Origin of the sequence: Fibrella musci (assembly GCF_041321105.1) — a bacterium.
Taxonomy (GTDB): domain Bacteria; phylum Bacteroidota; class Bacteroidia; order Cytophagales; family Spirosomataceae; genus Fibrella; species Fibrella musci.
In genome coordinates, this window is the sequence record NZ_JBGGWD010000003.1 from 672,338 (window position 1) to 691,301 (window position 18,964).

The window sequence follows — 18,964 nt, forward strand, 5'->3', positions numbered from 1 at the left end:
CCTCGTATCATGAAAAAAATGATGCTCTCGGCTGTTGGTCTGCTGCTGTCGGTGCAACTTGCTACAGCTCAGGTGAAATTGCCCTCACCCAGCCCAGGTGCCACCATCATGCAAACCGTTGGTATTACCGACCTCACCGTTAAGTACTCACGCCCCAGCCTGAAAGGCCGCACACCCTTCACCGACGCCTTTGTGCCAATGGGCAAAGTGTGGCGGACGGGTGCCAACGGCGCCACCGCTTTCACCACCTCGACCGACCTGACCATCGATGGCCAGACCCTGCCGGCTGGCACCTACGCCATCATGTCGATCCCCGCGGCCGATAAGTGGATCCTTATTTTCACTAAAAACGCAGGTGTAACCGAGCAAACCTACAAGCAGGAAGAAGATGCCCTGCGCGTAAGCATGACGCCGAGCAAACTGGGCGAAAAGGTGGAAACGTTCACCATCGGAATCAACAACGTCACCGACAGCACCGCCACCATGGACATCATGTGGGCTGACGTAAAAGCGTCGGCTAACCTCGGCGTCAACACGACGGCTCTGGCTATGGCGGGCATTGACAAGGCCGTTGCCGAAAAACCCGATGATGCCGGTACGCTATTGGCCGCCGCCAACTACAACCTCTCGAAAGGTCGCAAACTGGAAGAGTCGCTGGCGTATGTCGATAAAGCCATTGCTCAGAAAGAGAACTACCGCAACCTGTGGGTGAAAGCGCAGTTGCTGGGCAAAATGGGTAAGTATGCCGAAGCGCTGCCCGTAGCTCAAAAAGCGCTGGCAATGGGCGAAACCTCGGGCGACGCCGCGTTCCCGTTCTTTAAAGATGCCATTGCCAAAGGCGTCACCGACTATCAGGCCAAAATGCCCGTGGCTATGCCCGCCAAAGGTAAAGGCAAGAAAAAGGCCTGATCTGGTCAGAATAGTGCATTCTTTTCCGCGAAAGCCCGTCCATTTTTGGCGGGCTTTTGTCGTTATCAGCCTGTTTGTTTCGTTAGCCAAACCACCGCCATGTCCTATTCCGTTAAAGCCGCCATCACCGACGGCACTGGCCGCTTCCAGATCGACACCATCACTGTACACGAGCCACAGGGCGATGAGATCCGGGTACTCCTTAAAGCCGCGGGCCTTTGCCACACCGACTGGGACTCGCAATCGTGGGGCAAGGCGCTGGTGATGGGGCACGAAGGGGCCGGCATTGTGCAGGACGTAGGGCCGCTGGTGACGCGCTTCCGGGTGGGCGATGCTGTAATGCTCAACTGGGCCATTCCGTGCGGTACGTGCTTTCAGTGCCTGGAAGGCAATCAGCACATTTGCGAAGTGAATTCGCCGGTTACGAGCGGCAACCGGGCGAGCGGTGGCCATGCCGCTCCGGAACGTACCCAGTGGCGCGGCCAGCCCATCGAGCGGTCGTTTAGTCTGGGTACGTTGTCGGAGCAGACTGTGGTGCGCGAAGCCGCGGCGGTGAAGATTACGGTGGATATTCCCTTTGCATCGGCCGCCATTGTGGGCTGCGGCGTCATGACGGGCTACGGCTCAGTGGTCAACGCGGCGAAGGTGAAACCGGGGCGCAGTGTGGTCGTGCTCGGCACGGGCGGCGTGGGCCTCAACGTGATTCAGGGGGCGCGCATCGCCGGAGCGGGGCAGATCATTGCCATCGACGTCAACGCCAATCGCCTCGACATGGCCCGCCGCTACGGCGCTACGCACACCCTGCTGGCCGATCGCGCCGACGTGGGGCTGTTGCAGGCTGCTCAGCAGGTAAAGGCCCTGACCAACGGCCGCGGTGCCGACTACGCCTTTGAATGCACGGCGATCCCGGCGCTGGGCGCGGCGCCGCTAGCCATGATCCGCAACGCGGGAATTGCCTGTCAGGTAAGCGGTATCGAGCAGGAAATCAGCATCGACATGAACCTCTTCGAGTGGGATAAGGTCTACATCAACCCACTCTACGGCCAATGCCGACCCGACATCGATTTCCCGATTCTGCAACGTCTCTACCAGAAGGGCGATCTGCTGCTGGACGAACTCGTTACCCGCACCTACACGCTCGATCAGTTGGGCGACGCCTTTGCCGATATGCTCGCGGGCCGGAATGCCAAAGGCGTTATTCTGCTCAACAACGACTGACCAGCCACGCAGGCGACACAGCGACTATCCTTACGTGTTGGCAGCTAACGTACCGTTGCCAACGGCGTTTTTTTCCAGTTTCTCCAGCACCTGCCAGCATTGATACAGGGCGCGGGGAATGTGAAAACAGCCCTTCCACTTGCCGCCTTTCAGGGGCAGCAGCACCTCGCCCTGCCGGTTGAGGTAGCCAAACCATTCCCCGTATTCGGCATCGCGGAAATGGCTGAAGGTATAGTCGTGTACTTTTTTGAACCAGGTCAGGCAGCGTTCGTCGCCCGTGAACTGATAGCCTTTCAGCAACGCCACCAGCGTTTCGACGTGTACCCACCAGAGTTTCTGATCCCATTCCAGATGCTGTGAGGGGTAGCCTTTACTGTCGAGAAAATAAAAGATCCCCCCATGAACCGGATCCCAGCCGTAGTCGAGGTGTTGGAGCGTCAGGTCTTTGGCTTTCTCGATGAGCTGACGGTTATTGAGCCGTTCGCCCAGATCCATGATAAACCACATGGCCTCGATGGCATGGCCGGGGTTGAGGTGCCGCCCTTCGAAACTATCAACCACCGAGCCGTCGGGCGAGACGTTTTCGCGGATTAGTCCCAGCGACTCGTCGTAGAAAACTTCCATCACTTCGTGGATACACTCGTCGATCAGGTTATTAACCAGCGACGCATCCAGCAGGTGTTCCAGTTCGAGCGACAGGTTGCAGAGAATCATTGGTAGCGCAAAATTCTTCAGCGGGCGGGTGCCTTCCACGCTTTTATCCCAATGTCGCTTGGGGTTATGTCGCCGGTCGAGAATGCGCTGAAACGTAGCCTGAGCGATGTCGGCGTGGCGGGGCTCGTTGGTGGCTTTGTACAATTGCCCGAAGCCCATCGTGGCAAAGCAGTCGGAGAAAATGTTGTACGGCTGCACCAGCGGTTTGCCCGCGCGGGTGGTCGAAAAGTACCAGTTTCCGTCGTCAGCCCGACCGTGCTTTTCCATAAAATCAGCCCCGTGGAGCGCCATATCGAGCCATTCGGCTTTCGGGCTGAGCCGATTGTAGAGCATGGCAAACGTCCAGACCTGACGCCCCTGCAACCACATAAACTTATCGGTATCGAACACGGAGCCATCGCGATTCAGGCAGGTAAAAAAGCCACCCTGCTCAGTATCGACCGAATAGGTCTGCCAGAAGGGAATAATATTGGATAGTAACTCGCGCTTATAGAGGTCGGCAAACTGGTCTAAATCAGTCATGAGCATAAATCGGGGAGGGTGGATATGCAACGGAGACAATCAGGCGAAAGATAATGGCCATCGTCACGTAGTATACTGTATCCACGCAATCAATTCGTAGAATAGGTTTTGAAAAAGCTGGGCTGTTCGGTTAGCCCTTCGTAGTAGAAAAAGATTTCGCCATTGAGCTGTTGACGCCGGTTTTCGCTGATCATGGCCTGCAAAAAACTCTCGTCGGGCTTGTAACTCCCGACCTTGAGTAGCACACCCGGCACCAGCAGACTCCGCTTGTTGGCCGGCAGTTGTTGCGTGAGGATCTTGGTCAGCTCAGTGCGGTAGGCGTCGATGTTGTAGCGATAGATCTGCGGGGAAATCAGATCGACCCAGCCGTTCTGCACCCAGGTTGGCCAGTCTTGCAGATACTCCGTTTTGGCAAAAGGGTAGATACTGGGCGCCATGGCAATCTGTAGCTTAGGGCGAATGGCTTTCAGCTCGGTATAAAGCCGTTTAGCAAACAGAGTAAGCCGATTGGCCCGCCAGTTTACCCAGTTGAGGTCTGTCTTATGATCGGAGGGCACCGAGCCGCCCGTTTCCTGCTTGTAAGCCGCCAGAATCGCCGGGTTGTAGCCGCATTCGGTGGGCAGGGCCGGCAGGCGGTCGTCGCCCTGAATACCGTCGAGGTCAGGGTAGTTGGTCGCTACTTCTTTCAACAGCGATAGCATGAAATTCTGCACCTCCGGGTCGAGGGCGTTCATCCATTTGAAGCCATTCTTCACCATGACGTTGCCATCTTGCCCAAGGGCGGCCCATTGGGGTTTCAGGCGCAGGATATGTTCACCGAAGCCGTTGTTTTCGGCGGCAAAACCATATTCCATCCAGGCATAGACCTTGATCGAATCGGCGTGGGCCGCGTCGATTAGTTCACGGAGCGGGTCGCGGCCCCGTAACGTTTCGTCAATTTCAATCCCGAAGGTGTTTTTCATTACCGCCGACGGGTACAAGGTCCGGCCTTTGTTCCACATGACCACGAAGATGTGGTTGATGCCGCTCTGTCGACAGGTTTTTACAGCCTCGCGAATACCGGTCGACGTACCCAGCACCTGACTACCTACATTAGTGAGCCAGACGCCCCGAACGTACCTGGAAATGGGCGGATCGGTGCGAGGCGGCGGGGACGTTGCGTGCCTGCACTGCCCCAACAGGACAGGCAGGACACACAACAGACTGAGAAGAAAGCGTTTACGCATTAAAGTTGAGTAATACATTGTCGTTAGCTGTCTCTACTTGTTATCAGGAACTTGCGGCTAATTCCCCGGCACACGGGCACTACCAGCCCAGATTCTGCTTGAGGCCTTTGTTCTTATCCAGCTCACCCTGCGGGATTGGCCAGAGCGCGTGCTTGTCGACGTTGACGCGGGTTTCGTTCCGGCTCTTGATGCGCTGGGCTACGCTAGCTGAGTAATCTGGGATGTCGTTCAGGTCCTGCACCGATCCTTTGGCGCCAAACGTCGGGACGGCAGGTACGTTGGCCGGGTTCAGGGCTGCGCCGACGATGGGACCGTTCAGCGCTTCTTTCACGATGCCCCAGCGCCGAATATCGAACAGGCGCAGGCCCTCGGTCGCAAATTCAACGGCCCGCTCCCGGCGTACCAACTGCCGAAGCTTGGCCTGATCAGAGACCGTAGCAGCCGGCTGGCCTGCCCGCCGACGAACGGCGTTGATGGCATCCGTCACCGATGCGTCGATCTGGTTCAGTTCAATTTTGGCTTCGGCATACGTCAGTAGCATTTCGGCGTAACGCATCAGGATAAACGGCGTTTTCAGTTCCCAGGCATACTGGTCGGGGTCATTGTACTTACGCCAGACGTACCCAACACCACCCACGGCCCCCGTAGCGCCGAACTGCCACACGCTGTTGGACGAGGTCACGAAGTCAGGGTTGCCGTTGACGACATCGTACTTCTGTGTATTCCAGTTGTAGCGAAAAATCTGGTCGGTGTGGATATTGTAGATAAACCGCTGATTGGGGTTCTGGTAGGGCAGACTGGCCGTTTTCACCATTCTGACCTCGATGGTATCGCCCGGCATGTAGAGGGTCCAGCGGAGGCGGCGATCCCGGTTACGGCTGGGATTGGCGGGGTCGTACAGCGGCGATTCGTCGATGCGTTTTCCGTCGATGCATTCAAACTTGTCGACCATCGCCTGCGTCGGGAAGTTGTTGCTCTGGGCACCCAGTGTCTGGCGCGGCGTGTAGCCCACCACCTGCCACGAGGCAATGTTCGGGTTTTCGGCGGGGTACATCATCTGCCCCATCACCTCCCGGCCCGCGTTGGCGGTTTGTCCGGCTAGTGTAAACAGCGCCTGATAGTTGGGGTTCAGGCTGTGGTTGCCGCTTTTGATGATGGTGTTGGTCGCCTCGGCAGCCGTCGCATAATCTTTGATGAGCATGGCCAGCCGGGCTTTGATGCCCAGCGCCATGTGTTTGCTCATCCGGCCCCGTTCGGCGGGGTTGAGTTCCAGCCCGGCATAGGCCTCGTCGAGGTCTTTGTAGAGCGCTTTGGCAATCTCTTCCTTCGAGCTTTGGGCCTGCGTTTCGTACTGATCGGGCTGAAGCGGCTGGGTGTAGTAGACCACATCGCCATACCAAGTTATCAGGTTCAGGTAGGCCCAGGCCCGCAGCGTCAGCGCTTCGCCCCGCATCCGGGCATAGCCGGTGGGGCTGGTTTGCGCCTGCCCCCGTTTCATGCCTTCGAGCAGGTCGTTGGCGCGAGCGATGAGTCGATAGCCCTGCTGCCAGCCCGTTTCCGACATAGCGTTACCAATCACAAACGGCCCCTGGTTGCCCATCGCCACGAGTGCTTCGGGGTCGGTTTTCCGGGAGATAATAAGGTCGGTGGTGCCCTCAACGCGTTTCAAGTCAGGTACGTTGCCCCGGCTGTTCCAGAAGGCGGCGTTGTAAACACCCGTCAGGCCGATGCGAATTTCGGCTTCGTTGGCGTAAAACGTGGCGCTTGAGGGGGTATCCAGCGGCTGGCGGTCCAGGAAATCCTTACAACCAAGTGCCAACAGGGCCAGCGCGATAATCGGGAATGTCTTTTTCATGGCGATGTTCAGAATTTCAGGTTCAGGCCGATGGTGTAGGTTTTGATGAGCGGGTAAAACTCCGCCGTGTTGTTGTTGATCTCCGGATCGAAACCTTTCCAGAACGGTGTGATGGTGAACAGGTTCTGCGCGCTCACATACAGGCGAGCCGACCCGATCCCCAGCTTATTGGTCAAGGTTTGGGGCATCTGCACACCCAGGTTCACGTTTTTGAGGCGGAAGTAGGCCGAATTTTTCACCCAGAACGACGAGTTCGTTCCGTTGACGCCAATGGCAGGGAGCAGGCGCGGAAACGTAGCGTTGGGGTTTTCGGGCGTCCAGTAATCCTTGTGAATCGCCAGCAGCGACGGAATGAAATCCCCAGCGAAGAAGGGCCAGGCCCCCGTGCCCGAGATGTAGTTTTCTTTCCGGCCCACGCCCTGCCCAAACAGGTTCAGGTCGAAAATGCCATACGACAGGTTGGCGTTGATGCTGTACTCGTAGCGGGGGAAGTTGTTGCCGATAAAGGTCCGGTCGTCGGCGTTCACTTTGCCATCCCCGTTCAGGTCGGCATACTTAATATCGCCGGGAGCGGGCGTGAAGAAATGCGTCGGGCTAGACGCGATCTCTTCTTTCGATTGAAAATAACCAACGGCCTGATACCCAAAATACGACCGCAGCGGGTAGCCCTCGGCCGAGCGCAGCAGCCCTTCGTCGATGTATGGCACGCCCGGCAGCTCGGTTACTTTGTTCTGTACGTCAGACAGCACGCCCGTTACGTCGTAGCGCAGCCCACCGATGCGGTTGCGGTATGTAGCCGATAGTTCCCAGCCCCGGTTTTCCATTTTACCCAGGTTCAGCAGGGCCGGATTCAGGCCCACGTAGCCCGGAATTGGGCGGCGCATCAGAATATCCGAGATCTTGCGGACGTAATAGTCAGCCGTGATGCTCAGGCCTTTGAGCAACTGAAAATCGACCCCTACGTCGAACTGCGTCGATTGTTCCCAGGTGGTGCCCGCATTAACGGCATCCGTCAGTGCCAGACCCTGGTTGATGGTATTGTTGAAATAATAGTCGTTGCCCGAGGCATACGTACCGGCAAACGGGTATAGCTCAGGTACGCCCTGATTGCCCAGCGTGCCATAGGAAGCCCGGACTTTGGCGAAGGAAATCACCGAACTCAGGCCCGAGAAGAATTTCTCGTTGCTGAACACCCAGCCAGCCGAGGCCGACGGGAAGAAGCCCCACTGCTTGTCGAGCGCCTGAGCGAATCGCGACGAGCCATCGTAGCGGCCGTTTATTTCGAGCAGGTATTTGTCCTGAAACGCGTAGTTCAAACGACCATAGAAACCGGCCAGCGCATATTCATTGGCCCCGCCGGAATTGTCGCGGTTGGCGCCGCCCAGTGAGAGATAGGGCAATTCTTCGTTGATAAAATCAGAGCGCGAGGCCCCCAGGCTGCGGGTAACGCCTTCCTCCGACTGAGCGCCCACAAGCAGCTTTGCTTCGTTTTTGGTATCGCGGTACGTATAGGTAGCCTGCGCCAGGTACGTTGTCCGGTAGTTGGTCGAGTAGCTTTCCGAGAGCGCATTGGTGCCGGGATAGGGCGCTACCAGATCGTAGGACTTGTTGGCGATATTGGGCGCATATACGTTGTAGTTTTTCTGGAACCGCTTCGTGTTGGGATACCACTGCTCCCGCGCGGCACTCGCTTCAATTTCCAGTGCCTTGACGGGCGTGTAGATAAACGACGCCTTTCCCAGAAAACTAGGCGTGGTTACCTGCAACAGACCGCTCGACTCGGCCTGCCCCAGCGGGTTACGCCGGTTCGATTGCCCCGCGTCGCCATACATGCCATCGCCAAACTTGGCCGGCCCCGTGGCGGGCAGACCAATCGCCTGCCGGATAATGAATTCGGGGCTACCGCCAGCGGGTTCCGTCCGGGTCGACTGGTTGAAGAACAGCACCGACGTGAGCCGGAGTTTGTCGTTGAACCGGATGTCGGGGTTCAGACGCAGGTCGAACCGGTTGTAGCTGTTGTTCGGGATCAGCCCCTGTTGGTTCAGGTACGACACAGAGGCAAAGAGGCTCGCTTTTTCGCTGCCCGCTTCGACCGTCAGGTTGTGGTTCTGCATCAGGCCACTGTTGGTCAGCAGCAGTTTCACCCAGTCGTTGTTAAACACCTCCAGGTTGTCGGGGGCGGTGCTCTTGTACTTGTCGATCAGCGCCTGCGAAAACACAAACGCATTGGGATTGCCCGTCTGGTTGCGCTGCGCCACGTTGCTCAGTTCCATGTGCTCCACGGCGCTCACTTTCTCGGGAATATTGGTCGCCTCCTGCTTCGTTACGAAGACGTTATAGCCAACCTTGACTCCGTTCGTGCCGCCCCGCTTAGTTCTGACGAGCACCACGCCGTTGGCCGCCCGTGAGCCGTAGATGGCCGTCGAGGCGGCATCTTTCAGCACCGTAATGCTTTCGATAGCATTGGCATCCACATTGTCGAGGCTCGACACGACCCCATCAATAAGAATCAGCGGAGCCTGGCTGGAAAAAATAGAGCCAATACCCCGAATCCGAATGGTGGGCGAGTCGGCGCCGGGTTTACCCGACCCCTGAAACACCGATACGCCCGGTGCCAGGCCCTGCAACAGGTTGCTGGTGGTGCCCACTTGCCGTTTCAGCAGGTCGGTCGACTTGAGTTGGGTGACCGCCCCGGTCAGGTTCGCTTTTTTCTGGACGCCATAGCCCACTACCACCACTTCCGACAGGGTGCGGTCGTTGGGTTTGAGGGTAATGGCCAAATCTTCGGTAGCGGCGACCTCGGCGTTGTCGTAACCAATGCTGGACACGATCAACGTAGCGCCTTTGTCGACAGCGAGCGAGAAAGCACCATTGGCATCGGTGGAGGTGCCTTTGTTGGTGCCTTTTACGGCGACGTTAGCGCCAACGACGGCTTCGCGAGTGTCGCCGTCAATGATTTTCCCTTTGATGGCGATCGACTGCGCCATTGCCGAGGTCCAGCCTAACGTCAGCAGGAAGAGTAGTACAACTTGTTTCATAGGATTAAACGGAAAGGACTAGTATCTGGATGATGCACAAACCTAGCCTTTTTAAATAAATTACTAAAACTTTTATAAAATTTTTATTAAAGTTAATTTGGATAGCGCTGATTTATTCAGACTTTTGTTTCGTCCATCCCCCCAAAACCCGTCTTTTATCATGCTCCGGTGGTTTTTGCTGTGTTTAAGCCTTTTGTACACCCTGCTAGCCAGCCCCCCCGCTGACGCACAGGCCACAGCCCGTATTTTGCTGATTCCGCTTGACGACCGACCGCCCTGTTTGCAGTTTCCGGTGCAGATGGGCAAGATTGGCGATGTCGACGTAGTGACGCCTCCGCGCGCGCTACTCGGCCGGTTCACGGAGGTGGGGAAGTCCGATGAGCTTATCCGCTGGCTACGTACCCAGCCACTGACCCGCTTCGACGCGGCCATTATCTCGGTCGATATGCTTGCCTACGGGGGACTGGTGGGGTCGCGCGTTCATGGTGTCGCCGAAAACGAAGCGCTGAAACGCATTGCGGTGATTCGTGAGTTGCGCCGGAAAGCCCCTGCCCTGAAGATTTACGGCTCCAGCGTGATTATGCGCCTGGCACCAACCGCCGACGGGAAGAACGAAAGCTACCGGGAGAAATTAGCCAAATGGGCCGAGGTCTCGCCCGACCCCTCTCAGCAGGAACTGACCCGGCAACTCGAAGCGGATATCCCCGCCACGGCCCTGACCGACTACAAACAGGCGCGAGCGCGTAACCTGCGCGTCAACCAGGCGGCGGTTCAACTGGCCAACGAGAAGGTGTTTGATTTCCTGATTGTCTCGCAGGACGACGCCAAACCAAAGGGCGTTCACATCCGCGACCGCGAGACGCTGACCACGACCGTTCAGCAGGCTAAACTGACCACGCGGGTAGCGATTCAACCGGGCGCCGACGAAGTATCGATGCTCCTGCTGGCCCGTGCTGTCGCTGACCTATATGGGTATCATCCGCGTATCAAGGCGATTTATTCGTCTGATACAGCCGCTAACACGATCATGCCCTACGAAGACCGGCCCCTCCGGCAGACCGTCAGTTTTCACCTGAACGCCGTGGGGGCGCAGGAGGTAACCGACGCTCAAAAGGCTGATCTACTGTATTATGTGTTTGCGTCGCGCTTTACTCCCGGCAGCGCACAGCAGTTTGCCAGCCAGATTATCAACAGCCCGGCCAAAGGCCTGATCATCGCCGATGTGGACCCCAAAGGCGATGTGCAGGGCGGCGACATTCCGTTTACGGAAGCCCTCAAAAAAGCGTCGATCTTTGATCGGGCGTATGGGTATGCCTGCTGGAATACGGCGGGCAACACCATCGGCACGGCCCTCCCCCACGGCATTCTGGCGGGCGTGTCGCGCGTGGTAGCCAAACAGAACAGGGCGGCGATCGGCCGTATGCAGCGGGCGCAGGTGTGGTTTATGCTGAACCGGCTGCTCGACGATTACACCTATCACTCCATTATCCGGCCCAATGCCAACAAGCGCTGCCGCGCCAACCAGTGGAATCCCTACCGGCTTACCGATGAACAGACAACATCGATAGAAGCCTATTGCCAGCAGGAGCTAGCTCCCATTGCCAGCGAGGTCGCCGCCGGGTTTTTCTCAACAGCCAGCGGCCGACAGTGCTCCCTCACAAACCTGCGCTTCAGCCTGCCCTGGAACCGCACCTTCGAAGCCGAAATCGATTTCGACGTAACCGTCCGCCCGTGACCATACCAAATAGGCCGCGTTTGTCCGCTGCCCAGCCACAGCATACCTTCATCAGCCAGTTGATTGCCTAAACGTGCCCTTATGATAGCCATCGGTTTACTCCTCATCTTTCTGGTCTTTGCCACGCTGATGTTTTTGCGGAAGATGCCCGCCCTGATTGCGCTGCCCGCCATGGCCGTGCTGATTGCGGTACTTGCCCGGTTCAACGCAACCGACATTCTGAACGGAATCATTGCCGGTGGCTCGGTCAAACTGGCGCCCGTTTATGTGGCGGTGTTTGCCGGTGCCATGATGGGCCGGGTGCTGATTCAGGCGGGCATTGCGGAAGAAATCATCAAACGAGCGGCCGAATTTGGCGGTGAGCGCCCGTTGGTGGTGGCCTTCGGGCTGATGCTGGTAACGGCCATCCTCTTCACGACTTTGCAGGGGCTGGGCGCCATCATCACCGTTGGGTCGCTGGTGCTGCCCATCATGATGAGCCTCGGCATTCCCCGCAAGCTGGCAGGGGTGCTGTTTCTGCTGGCCTTTGCGACGGGCTTCATTTTCAACCCCATTCTCTTTACTCTCTACCGGCAATTACTCCAACTGCCCGATAACCAGCCCATGCCTGCCCAGGCCCTTACGTTTGCCTTTATTCTGCTGGGGCTGATGATTGTGTTTGTGATCGTCTACGCGCTCATCGCCGCCAAACGGTCGGGCGAGGTGTTGCTGCTCTCGGCCGTAGCCGCCAAAGAAGAAACCACTCCCGCCACGAAGCCCGCCAAACGGAAAGCGGTTCCCGCCATTGCATTGCTCACGCCGGTGGTACCCCTCGTCCTGTTCATCGGCTTCAATGCGCTCGGCATCAAACTCGATTTCATCGCGGCTTTCATCATCGGGTCGCTCTACGGCGTCGTCACCACCAACCTGCGCACGTCCATTCAGATGCTGGCGTCGTCGGCCATTAAAGGCATCGAAGACGGCGCTCCGGCGGCCATTCTGATGATGGGCATCGGTATGCTGCTCAACGCGCTGAACCTCCCTCCCATCAAAACCGCCCTCGAACCCCTGATCGTGGCCCTGCCGTTCGGGTCGGCGTTCTTCTACATCGCTTTTTTCGGGCTGCTGTCGCCCCTGTCGCTCTACCGGGGGCCGCTCAACATCTTCGGCATTGGGGTGGGATTGTTCACGATTATGTTCGCGACGGGCATCTTACCGGCACTGGCCCTACTGGCGGCGATTATGTGCGTCGTGCAGGTGCAGAACATCTGCGACCCGACTAACACGCACAACGTCTGGATCGCCAATTTTGTGGGCGTACCCGTCGAAGGCTTGACGAAAGAAACCCTCCTTCCCGCCATGCTCGTGTGCATCGTGGGCCTACTGATCGCCGCCGCGCTGTTCTTCTGACCCCGTATTGATCACAAACCGTCTCATGAAAAGACAAGTCCGGGTAGGTATCGACGTTGGCGGTACGTTTACCGACGTAGTCGTGGTCGATCATGCCACGCGAGAAGTCATCTCGCAACTGAAAGTGCCGACCACGCACCATGCCACGCAGGGTGTAGCCTTGGGCATTATCAACGCCATCAACCGCGCCCTGGCCGAGCTCTCCGTCGACCCGGACGATGTCCTGTTTATCGCCCACTCGACCACGCAGGCCACCAACGCCCTGCTTGAAGGCGACGTCGCCAAAGTCGGTATCATTGGCATGGGCAGCGGCTGGGAAGCCCTCAAAGCGAAGTCGGACACCAACGTACCTGACATCGAACTGGCGCCGAATCGCTGGCTGCACACCGAACATGCCTTCTGCCCGAATCGGCAGCTAAACAACGAGTATATCGACCGGCAACTACAGACGTTCCGGCAGCAGGGCGTCGACGTGGTTGTAGCGTCGGAGGCCTTTGGCGTCGACCAGAACGAGAACGAAGTGTTTGTGAGCGAACGGGCCCGGCAGGCAGGGTTACTCGCCACCAGCGGACACGACGTATCGACGCTCTATGGACTACGTACCCGCACCCGTACCGCCGTGATCAACGCCGCGATTCTGCCCAAAATGATTCACACGGCCACCATGACCGATGCGTGCGTGAAACAGGCAGGTATCACCGCCCCGCTGATGATTATGCGCTCCGATGGTGGCGTAATGAGCGTGGAAGAAGTACACCGCCGCCCCATCATGACCATGCTCTCTGGCCCGGCGGCGGGCATTGCGGGCGCCCTCATGCACGAGCGGGTATCCGACGGCATCTTTATCGAGGTGGGTGGCACCAGTGCCGATATTTCCGTCATCCGCGACGGACAACCCCAGACCAAAAATGCGCGTGTGGGCGGGCATCGAACGTACCTGAACACCCTCGACGTGCGCACACTGGCCATTGCCGGCGGCAGCATGATTCGCGAAGCCGGGGGCAAGCTGGTCGATGTGGGTTCCCGGTCGGCGCATATTGCGGGGCTCGCCTACGCCTGCTTCCAGCCCACCGAGTTGTTTACCGGTGCCCGACTGGTGCACCTGCGCCCCACCGATAAAGACGCCGACGATTACACGGCCATCGAAACCACCGAGGGGCAGCGGTTTTCCCTCACGCCCACCTGCGCGGCCAACCTGCTCGGCATTATTCCCGATACGGCCTTTGCCAAAGGCAGTACCGAAGCCGCCCGGCTGGCGTTTAAACCCCTGGCCGATAAAATCGGAAAAACACCCGAAGAGACCGCCCGGCTGGTGCTGGAAATTTCGTGCCGAAAGGTGGCTAAACAGCTCGACGAACTCATCGCCGAATACCACCTCGACCGCAATACCGTAGAACTGATTGGCGGCGGCGGAGGTGCCGCTTCGCTGGTGTTGTTTACGGGCGAACTGATGGGCCTGCCCGCCCGGCTTGCCAAAAAAGCCGAAGTGATCTCAACCATCGGCGTGGCGCTGGCGATGGTACGCGATACCATCGAGCGCAACATGGTCGACCCCTCGCCCGAAGATATTCTGGCCGTCCGGCGCGAAGCTACCGAAGCGGTCATGAAGATAGGCGCGTTGCCCGAAACCATCGAAGTGCAGATCGAAGTCGACATTCGGCGGAACCTGGTGCGGGCCACGGCCTTCGGCACCACCGAACTCCGAAAAGAGGACAATGCCAAACGCACCACCCTCGACGATTGCCGGGCGGCGGCGGCGCGGTCGATGCGGGCCAACGTACCTGAGGTGCAGTTGCTGGGCCAAACGAGCGGCCTGTACGCATTTGGCGTCGAGACCGAATCCAGCACGTTTTTCGGCCTGTTTCGAAAACGACAGCTTGCCGTTCGGGTTACAGACAAAACAGGTGTTGTGCGGCTGCAACGCAATCAGGCAGAGGTATACACGACCCAAATCAGCCAGGTGGCAGCCGAGCTTGAGCAAGTCATTACCAACCTGACCAACTTTGGCGATGCTGGCCGCAGCCTGCCCGACATCCAGATACTGACCGGTAACCGGATCATCAACTTATCGGGGCTGGCCGAACTGGAGCAGGCGCTGGCGCTGGCCCAAACCGAACTCGAAAACCGACCCGGCGACGAACCCATTGTGCTGATTGCCGCCCGCAAGCAGTAACAGACTCCTGACGAATGGATCATTTACAAACAGAACTATTGATCGTTGGTGGCGGTGTGGGCGGATGCGCCTGCGCGTTGGCCGCCTGCGAAGCCGGACTATCCGTTATTCTGACCGACGATTCTGACTGGATTGGCGGGCAGTTTACCACCCAGGCTACCCCACCCGACGAACACGGCTGGATCGAGCAATTTGGCGGCACCCAAACGTACCGGGCTTTCCGCGAGCGCGTTCGGGACTATTACCGCACCCACTACCCGCTGACCGACGAGGCCCGCGCCAACCCAACGCTCAACCCCGGTAATGGCTGGGTATCGCCGCTCTGTGCCGAACCCCTCGTGTTTCTGCGCGTGTTGCAGGCGATGCTACAGCCCTACATCGACCGTCAGCTCCTGACGATTTTGTATGAACACGCACCCATCGACGCCACCTGCGAAGGCAATGTCGTTCAATCGGTAACGCTACAGCATACCCCAACTGGCGAAACGGTTTCCATTCTGGCCCGCTATGTTGTCGATGCCACCGAACTAGGCGATCTGTTGCCACTTACCGGCACTGAATACGTGACAGGCTCGGAGAGCCGGGCCGATACCGGAGAACCCAGCGCCCTGCCGGATGCCCGCCCCGGCAATGTGCAGGCCTTTTCGATGTGTTTTGCGATGAGCTACCACGAGGGCGAAGACTGGACCATCGACAAACCCGCGACGTATGATTTCTGGCGCGAATTTATCCCGTCGCTGTCGCCACCCTGGCCGGGACCGCTGCTCCAGCTGACGGGCCTCAGCCCGCGCACGCTGCAACCCGTTCACTATACCTTCCAGCCAAACCGCGAACCCAACCGAGCCTTTGCGGGCCTGTGGACGTACCGGCGCATTCTCGACAAAGAGCAGTTTCAGCCGGGGGCGTTCGGGTCGGACATTACGCTGGTCAACTACCCGCAAATCGATTACTTGCTGGGCGATCTGTGCCACGCCACCCCGGCCGAACATACCCAGTACATTGAGGAAGCCAAAGCGCAAAGCCTCTCCTTTCTGTATTACCTGCAAACCGAACTCGGCTTTCGGGGGCTGAAACTCCGGCCCGACGTGGTTGGCACAACCGATGGCCTGGCCAAACGGCCCTATATCCGCGAGTCGAGGCGTATTCAGGCGGCGTTCACGATCAGAGAACAGCACCTGTCAGCTCAGTTACGACCGGGCGAAACCCTGGCCGAACCCTTTGCCGATTCGGTAGGGTTGGGTTTCTACCGCATCGATCTGCACCCCAGCGTGGGCGGCGACAACTACGTGGATGTCGAAAGCCTGCCGTTTCAGATTCCGTTGGGTGCGTTGTTGCCAAAACGGGTCGACAATCTGCTGCCGGTCTGTAAGAACATTGGCACCACACACATCACCAACGGCTGTTACCGGCTGCATCCGATCGAGTGGAACATCGGCGAATCGGTGGGAAACTTGCTGGCTTATTGCCTCGAACGTGATGTCTCACCCCGGCACGTCCGCGACACGCCAACGCTGTTGGCCGATTTCCAGTCGGTGCTGATCAGCCGGGGCGTGGAAATTCGCTGGCCCGATACCCTCGTTCTGTCGGAAGGTGACCCCCACCGCCACGCTCTTTAACCCTACTCAGATGACCGGCTCTGAACTCGCTAAACAGGTTATGCAACGCTACGGCACCAGTGACGTGGCCGAACTGGCGCGCCGGGCAGGGGTAGTGGTTCGGTACGAACGCTGGCACCCGGTTACGCTGGGCGAGTACCATCCCAAAACCCGCACCATCTGCATCAATCTGAATGCTTCGCTGGCGCAGGCTTCTATTCTGGCGCACGAATTAGGGCATTTTTTCATCCACGACGCAGGGCTTACAGTCTCGCGCCAGGATGAAGAGACGATAGCCCAAGCCTTTGCCGAAACCCTGTTGCGAGGCTAATACTAGCGACCGGTAACCCGGTCTGTCAAGGCGCAAACACCTTTTCGATCACCAGCGCGTAAGCCCCGAGCATTTCGGCTTTTTCGCCCAGCGGAGACACTTGAAATTCGCAGTCGGCCAGGAGCTGGGGCAGGCTGTGCAGGCTCAGGCCACGAATAATCTGGTAGTTCAGGTAGTCGCCCACGTCGATAAAGCGCCCGCCCAGAATGAGCAGTTCGGGGTTAAACACCTGGATCAGCATGGATAAGGCTTTTCCAAGCTGTTCGCCCATCTCCGACAGCAACTCGTTCACCACCCGGTCGCCCTGTTTCGACAGAGCGAGCAAGTCCCGGTACGGAAGATAGCGCCCTGTTTTTTCGGCGTAGCTTTCTTCCAGCGCCGCGCCCGAAACAACCGTCGACAGACAGCCTTTCTTACCGCAGATACACAATTTGTCGTTGTCGAAAAAGGTAACGTGTCCAAACTCCCCCGCGAAGTAGGAATGGCCGTTATGGATTTGCCCATTCGAGATCAGGCCGACCGCCAACCCCCGGCTCAGGTTGACATACACCACGTTCTGTTTGTCGCGGGCCAGCCCAAACACCTGCTCGCCCATGGTCATGAAGTGGGTGTCGTTGTCGATATATACCGGGTAGGGCCATAGCTTTTCCAGTCGCTCGGTCAGGGGTTCGTCGAAATGCAGAAACGAGTAACTGATGCCTTTGGCATGGCTGACCCGGCCCGTTATCCCAATGCCTACTCCCAGAATCTTCTCTTCGGCAATGCCCTTGCTACGAATAAGCGTCGGTACCGTGCGGGCTACAAAGTCGAATGACGCGTCGCGCTGACTGATGTCGAAATTATCCGTCTCGTAGTCGTAGATTACTTCGTGGTGCAGGTTGATAATGCTCATTCTGAACGACTTAAGCAACAACTCTACCCCAACGATATAGCCCTGATCTGGATTCAGGTTGTAGACCGTTGGCCGCCGCCCGCCTGACGACTCTTTTTTACCCGACTCGATCAGGATAGTTTTATCGACCAGTTCATTGACGAATTTGATCGTCGTGGGAAGGCTAAGCCCGCAGAAGTCCCGGATTTCGAGCACGGTTTTCCCTTTTTCACGCAACAGATATTGGATGATTTTTCGGGTTTGCAGACTTTGGTTGTTGCCAGCGCCTAGATTGTCAAGAAAACTTCTCATTCCATGTCCCTATCCCAACTAAGCCGAACGCAGTTTCGGTAGCCCAGACAAAGATAGAGTTCAGCTATAAAAAACGGCTATCCGTTACTTTGGGGGCGATTCCGCGTCAGTTGTCACGAACGCGCTGGGTACGTTGTCAACCTATTATCACGCACTATGCCATTCCGAACCCTTGACATTTCCGACCCACGTTTTGAGCACGAGGGACTACTACAGATAACCGTAAAAACGCCCAACCTGCGCGGGCGCGGCGACATCACGCTCTGGCTCCCCCCGACTGAACTGTCGGCCCCTGAGCCGCTCCCCCTGGTCGTACTGCTGCATGGCGTGTACGGCAGCCATTGGGCGTGGGCGCAGAAAGGCGGCGCTCACCGCACGGCGCACCGGCTCATCGATAGTGGGCAGCTAAAGCCCGTTGCGCTCGCCATGCCGTCTGATGGTCTTTGGGGCGATGGCAGCGGCTACCTGCCTCACAACGCTTACCAGTTTGACCGCTGGATTCTGGACGACGTACCCAGCGCCGTTGCCGAAGCCGCCACTGCCCGTGGGTACGTTGTTGATCCGGATGCGCTCTTTCTGGCAGGACTATCGATGGGTGGTTACGGGGCGTTGCGGCTGGGCATGGCCTACCCCGACCGCTTCCGGGCGGTGAGCGGGCTGTCGTCTATTACCGATTTGCCGCAGATGGCGCAGTTTGTGGAAGAAGAACTGGCCCACTACGCCCAAACTGACCCGACCGAGCAAAGCGTGCTGGCGCTGGCACAAAAAAACCGGGCAAGGCTCTGCCCGATCCGGTTCGATTGCGGTGTCGATGACCCGCTTATCCAGCCCAACCGCGACCTACACGAAGCCCTGCTCGCGGCAGGCATCGACCACGTCTATGCGGAATTTCCCGGTGGGCACGAGTGGCCTTATTGGGAACAGCACCTAGCTGATACGCTGCTATTTTTCGAAACCTTTACTCAATAATATTAGTAATTTTTAGCATATCTATCGCTAATTCAATCAGACAATTATCCACTTAATCAAACTTGTTTTTTTGTCAATCGTACGAAATTAGTTAAGCAACGTAACAA

General features: G+C 57.8%; 13 protein-coding genes. 8 read left to right on the forward strand and 5 right to left on the reverse strand.

Annotated features, from left to right (window positions below):
* The first annotated feature begins 9 nt into the window (after positions 1–9).
* The gene (locus ACAW74_RS12730; RefSeq protein WP_370698576.1) at positions 10–909 is read left to right on the forward strand and encodes a DUF2911 domain-containing protein; all 900 of its coding nucleotides are present in this window, start codon (positions 10–12) and stop codon (positions 907–909) included.
* 99 nt (positions 910–1,008) lie between these two features.
* A complete protein-coding gene (locus ACAW74_RS12735) occupies positions 1,009–2,127 on the forward strand; it encodes a Zn-dependent alcohol dehydrogenase (protein WP_370698577.1) in 1,119 nt (372 codons plus the stop codon).
* Positions 2,128–2,157: 30 nt separating this feature from the next.
* Here the strand turns inward: ACAW74_RS12735 and ACAW74_RS12740 are convergent, their stop codons facing one another.
* The 4 genes from ACAW74_RS12740 to ACAW74_RS12755 all read right to left on the reverse strand — a co-directional run bounded on the left by ACAW74_RS12740 (position 2,158) and on the right by ACAW74_RS12755 (position 9,482).
* Positions 2,158–3,363, reverse strand: a complete 1,206-nt coding sequence (locus ACAW74_RS12740) for a n-acyl-d-glucosamine 2-epimerase (protein ID WP_370698578.1) — start codon at positions 3,361–3,363, stop codon at positions 2,158–2,160.
* Between the two features lie 89 nt (positions 3,364–3,452).
* Entirely contained in the window at positions 3,453–4,589 is a 1,137-nt protein-coding gene (locus ACAW74_RS12745) for a glycoside hydrolase family 10-like protein (protein WP_370698579.1), read from the reverse strand.
* A 79-nt stretch (positions 4,590–4,668) separates the two neighbouring features.
* Positions 4,669–6,444, reverse strand: a complete 1,776-nt coding sequence (locus ACAW74_RS12750) for a RagB/SusD family nutrient uptake outer membrane protein (protein ID WP_370698580.1) — start codon at positions 6,442–6,444, stop codon at positions 4,669–4,671.
* 8 nt (positions 6,445–6,452) lie between these two features.
* The gene (locus ACAW74_RS12755; protein WP_370698581.1) at positions 6,453–9,482 is read right to left on the reverse strand and encodes a SusC/RagA family TonB-linked outer membrane protein; all 3,030 of its coding nucleotides are present in this window, start codon (positions 9,480–9,482) and stop codon (positions 6,453–6,455) included.
* Positions 9,483–9,675: 193 nt separating this feature from the next.
* Here ACAW74_RS12755 and ACAW74_RS12760 point away from each other — a divergent pair, with 193 nt between their 5' ends.
* The 5 genes from ACAW74_RS12760 (at position 9,676) to ACAW74_RS12780 (ending at position 16,705) form a co-directional block, all read left to right on the forward strand.
* Entirely contained in the window at positions 9,676–11,217 is a 1,542-nt protein-coding gene (locus ACAW74_RS12760) for a DUF4127 family protein (protein WP_370698582.1), read from the forward strand.
* An 81-nt stretch (positions 11,218–11,298) separates the two neighbouring features.
* Entirely contained in the window at positions 11,299–12,606 is a 1,308-nt protein-coding gene (locus ACAW74_RS12765; protein WP_370698583.1) for a citrate transporter, read from the forward strand.
* Between the two features lie 25 nt (positions 12,607–12,631).
* Positions 12,632–14,779, forward strand: a complete 2,148-nt coding sequence (locus ACAW74_RS12770; RefSeq protein WP_370698584.1) for a hydantoinase/oxoprolinase family protein — start codon at positions 12,632–12,634, stop codon at positions 14,777–14,779.
* A 14-nt stretch (positions 14,780–14,793) separates the two neighbouring features.
* Complete coding sequence (locus tag ACAW74_RS12775; protein WP_370698585.1) at positions 14,794–16,395, forward strand: FAD-dependent oxidoreductase; 1,602 nt, start codon at positions 14,794–14,796, stop codon at positions 16,393–16,395.
* A gap of 10 nt (positions 16,396–16,405) precedes the next feature.
* Positions 16,406–16,705, forward strand: coding sequence for an ImmA/IrrE family metallo-endopeptidase (locus ACAW74_RS12780; protein WP_370698586.1), 300 nt, complete (start codon positions 16,406–16,408; stop codon positions 16,703–16,705).
* A gap of 25 nt (positions 16,706–16,730) precedes the next feature.
* Here the strand turns inward: ACAW74_RS12780 and ACAW74_RS12785 are convergent, their stop codons facing one another.
* Positions 16,731–17,888, reverse strand: a complete 1,158-nt coding sequence (locus ACAW74_RS12785; protein WP_370698587.1) for an ROK family transcriptional regulator — start codon at positions 17,886–17,888, stop codon at positions 16,731–16,733.
* 156 nt (positions 17,889–18,044) lie between these two features.
* On the opposite strand from ACAW74_RS12785, the gene ACAW74_RS12790 reads away from it, so the two are divergent.
* Positions 18,045–18,857 (forward strand): alpha/beta hydrolase, encoded by an 813-nt coding sequence (locus tag ACAW74_RS12790; protein ID WP_370698588.1) that lies wholly within the window; start codon positions 18,045–18,047, stop codon positions 18,855–18,857.
* Positions 18,858–18,964: the final 107 nt, after the last annotated feature.

Bases quoted from the DNA above. Each gene is read 5' to 3' on its own strand.
- ACAW74_RS12765 (WP_370698583.1), top strand. From the start codon at position 11,299: ATGATAGCCATCGGTTTACTCCTCATCTTTCTGGTCTTTGCCACGCTG.
- ACAW74_RS12740 (WP_370698578.1), bottom strand. From the start codon at position 3,363: ATGACTGATTTAGACCAGTTTGCCGACCTCTATAAGCGCGAGTTACTA.
- ACAW74_RS12790 (WP_370698588.1), top strand. From the start codon at position 18,045: ATGCCATTCCGAACCCTTGACATTTCCGACCCACGTTTTGAGCACGAG.
- ACAW74_RS12730 (WP_370698576.1), top strand. From the start codon at position 10: ATGAAAAAAATGATGCTCTCGGCTGTTGGTCTGCTGCTGTCGGTGCAA.
- ACAW74_RS12755 (WP_370698581.1), bottom strand. From the start codon at position 9,482: ATGAAACAAGTTGTACTACTCTTCCTGCTGACGTTAGGCTGGACCTCG.
- ACAW74_RS12785 (WP_370698587.1), bottom strand. From the start codon at position 17,888: ATGAGAAGTTTTCTTGACAATCTAGGCGCTGGCAACAACCAAAGTCTG.
- ACAW74_RS12745 (WP_370698579.1), bottom strand. From the start codon at position 4,589: ATGCGTAAACGCTTTCTTCTCAGTCTGTTGTGTGTCCTGCCTGTCCTG.
- ACAW74_RS12735 (WP_370698577.1), top strand. From the start codon at position 1,009: ATGTCCTATTCCGTTAAAGCCGCCATCACCGACGGCACTGGCCGCTTC.
- ACAW74_RS12750 (WP_370698580.1), bottom strand. From the start codon at position 6,444: ATGAAAAAGACATTCCCGATTATCGCGCTGGCCCTGTTGGCACTTGGT.
- ACAW74_RS12780 (WP_370698586.1), top strand. From the start codon at position 16,406: ATGACCGGCTCTGAACTCGCTAAACAGGTTATGCAACGCTACGGCACC.
- ACAW74_RS12770 (WP_370698584.1), top strand. From the start codon at position 12,632: ATGAAAAGACAAGTCCGGGTAGGTATCGACGTTGGCGGTACGTTTACC.
- ACAW74_RS12775 (WP_370698585.1), top strand. From the start codon at position 14,794: ATGGATCATTTACAAACAGAACTATTGATCGTTGGTGGCGGTGTGGGC.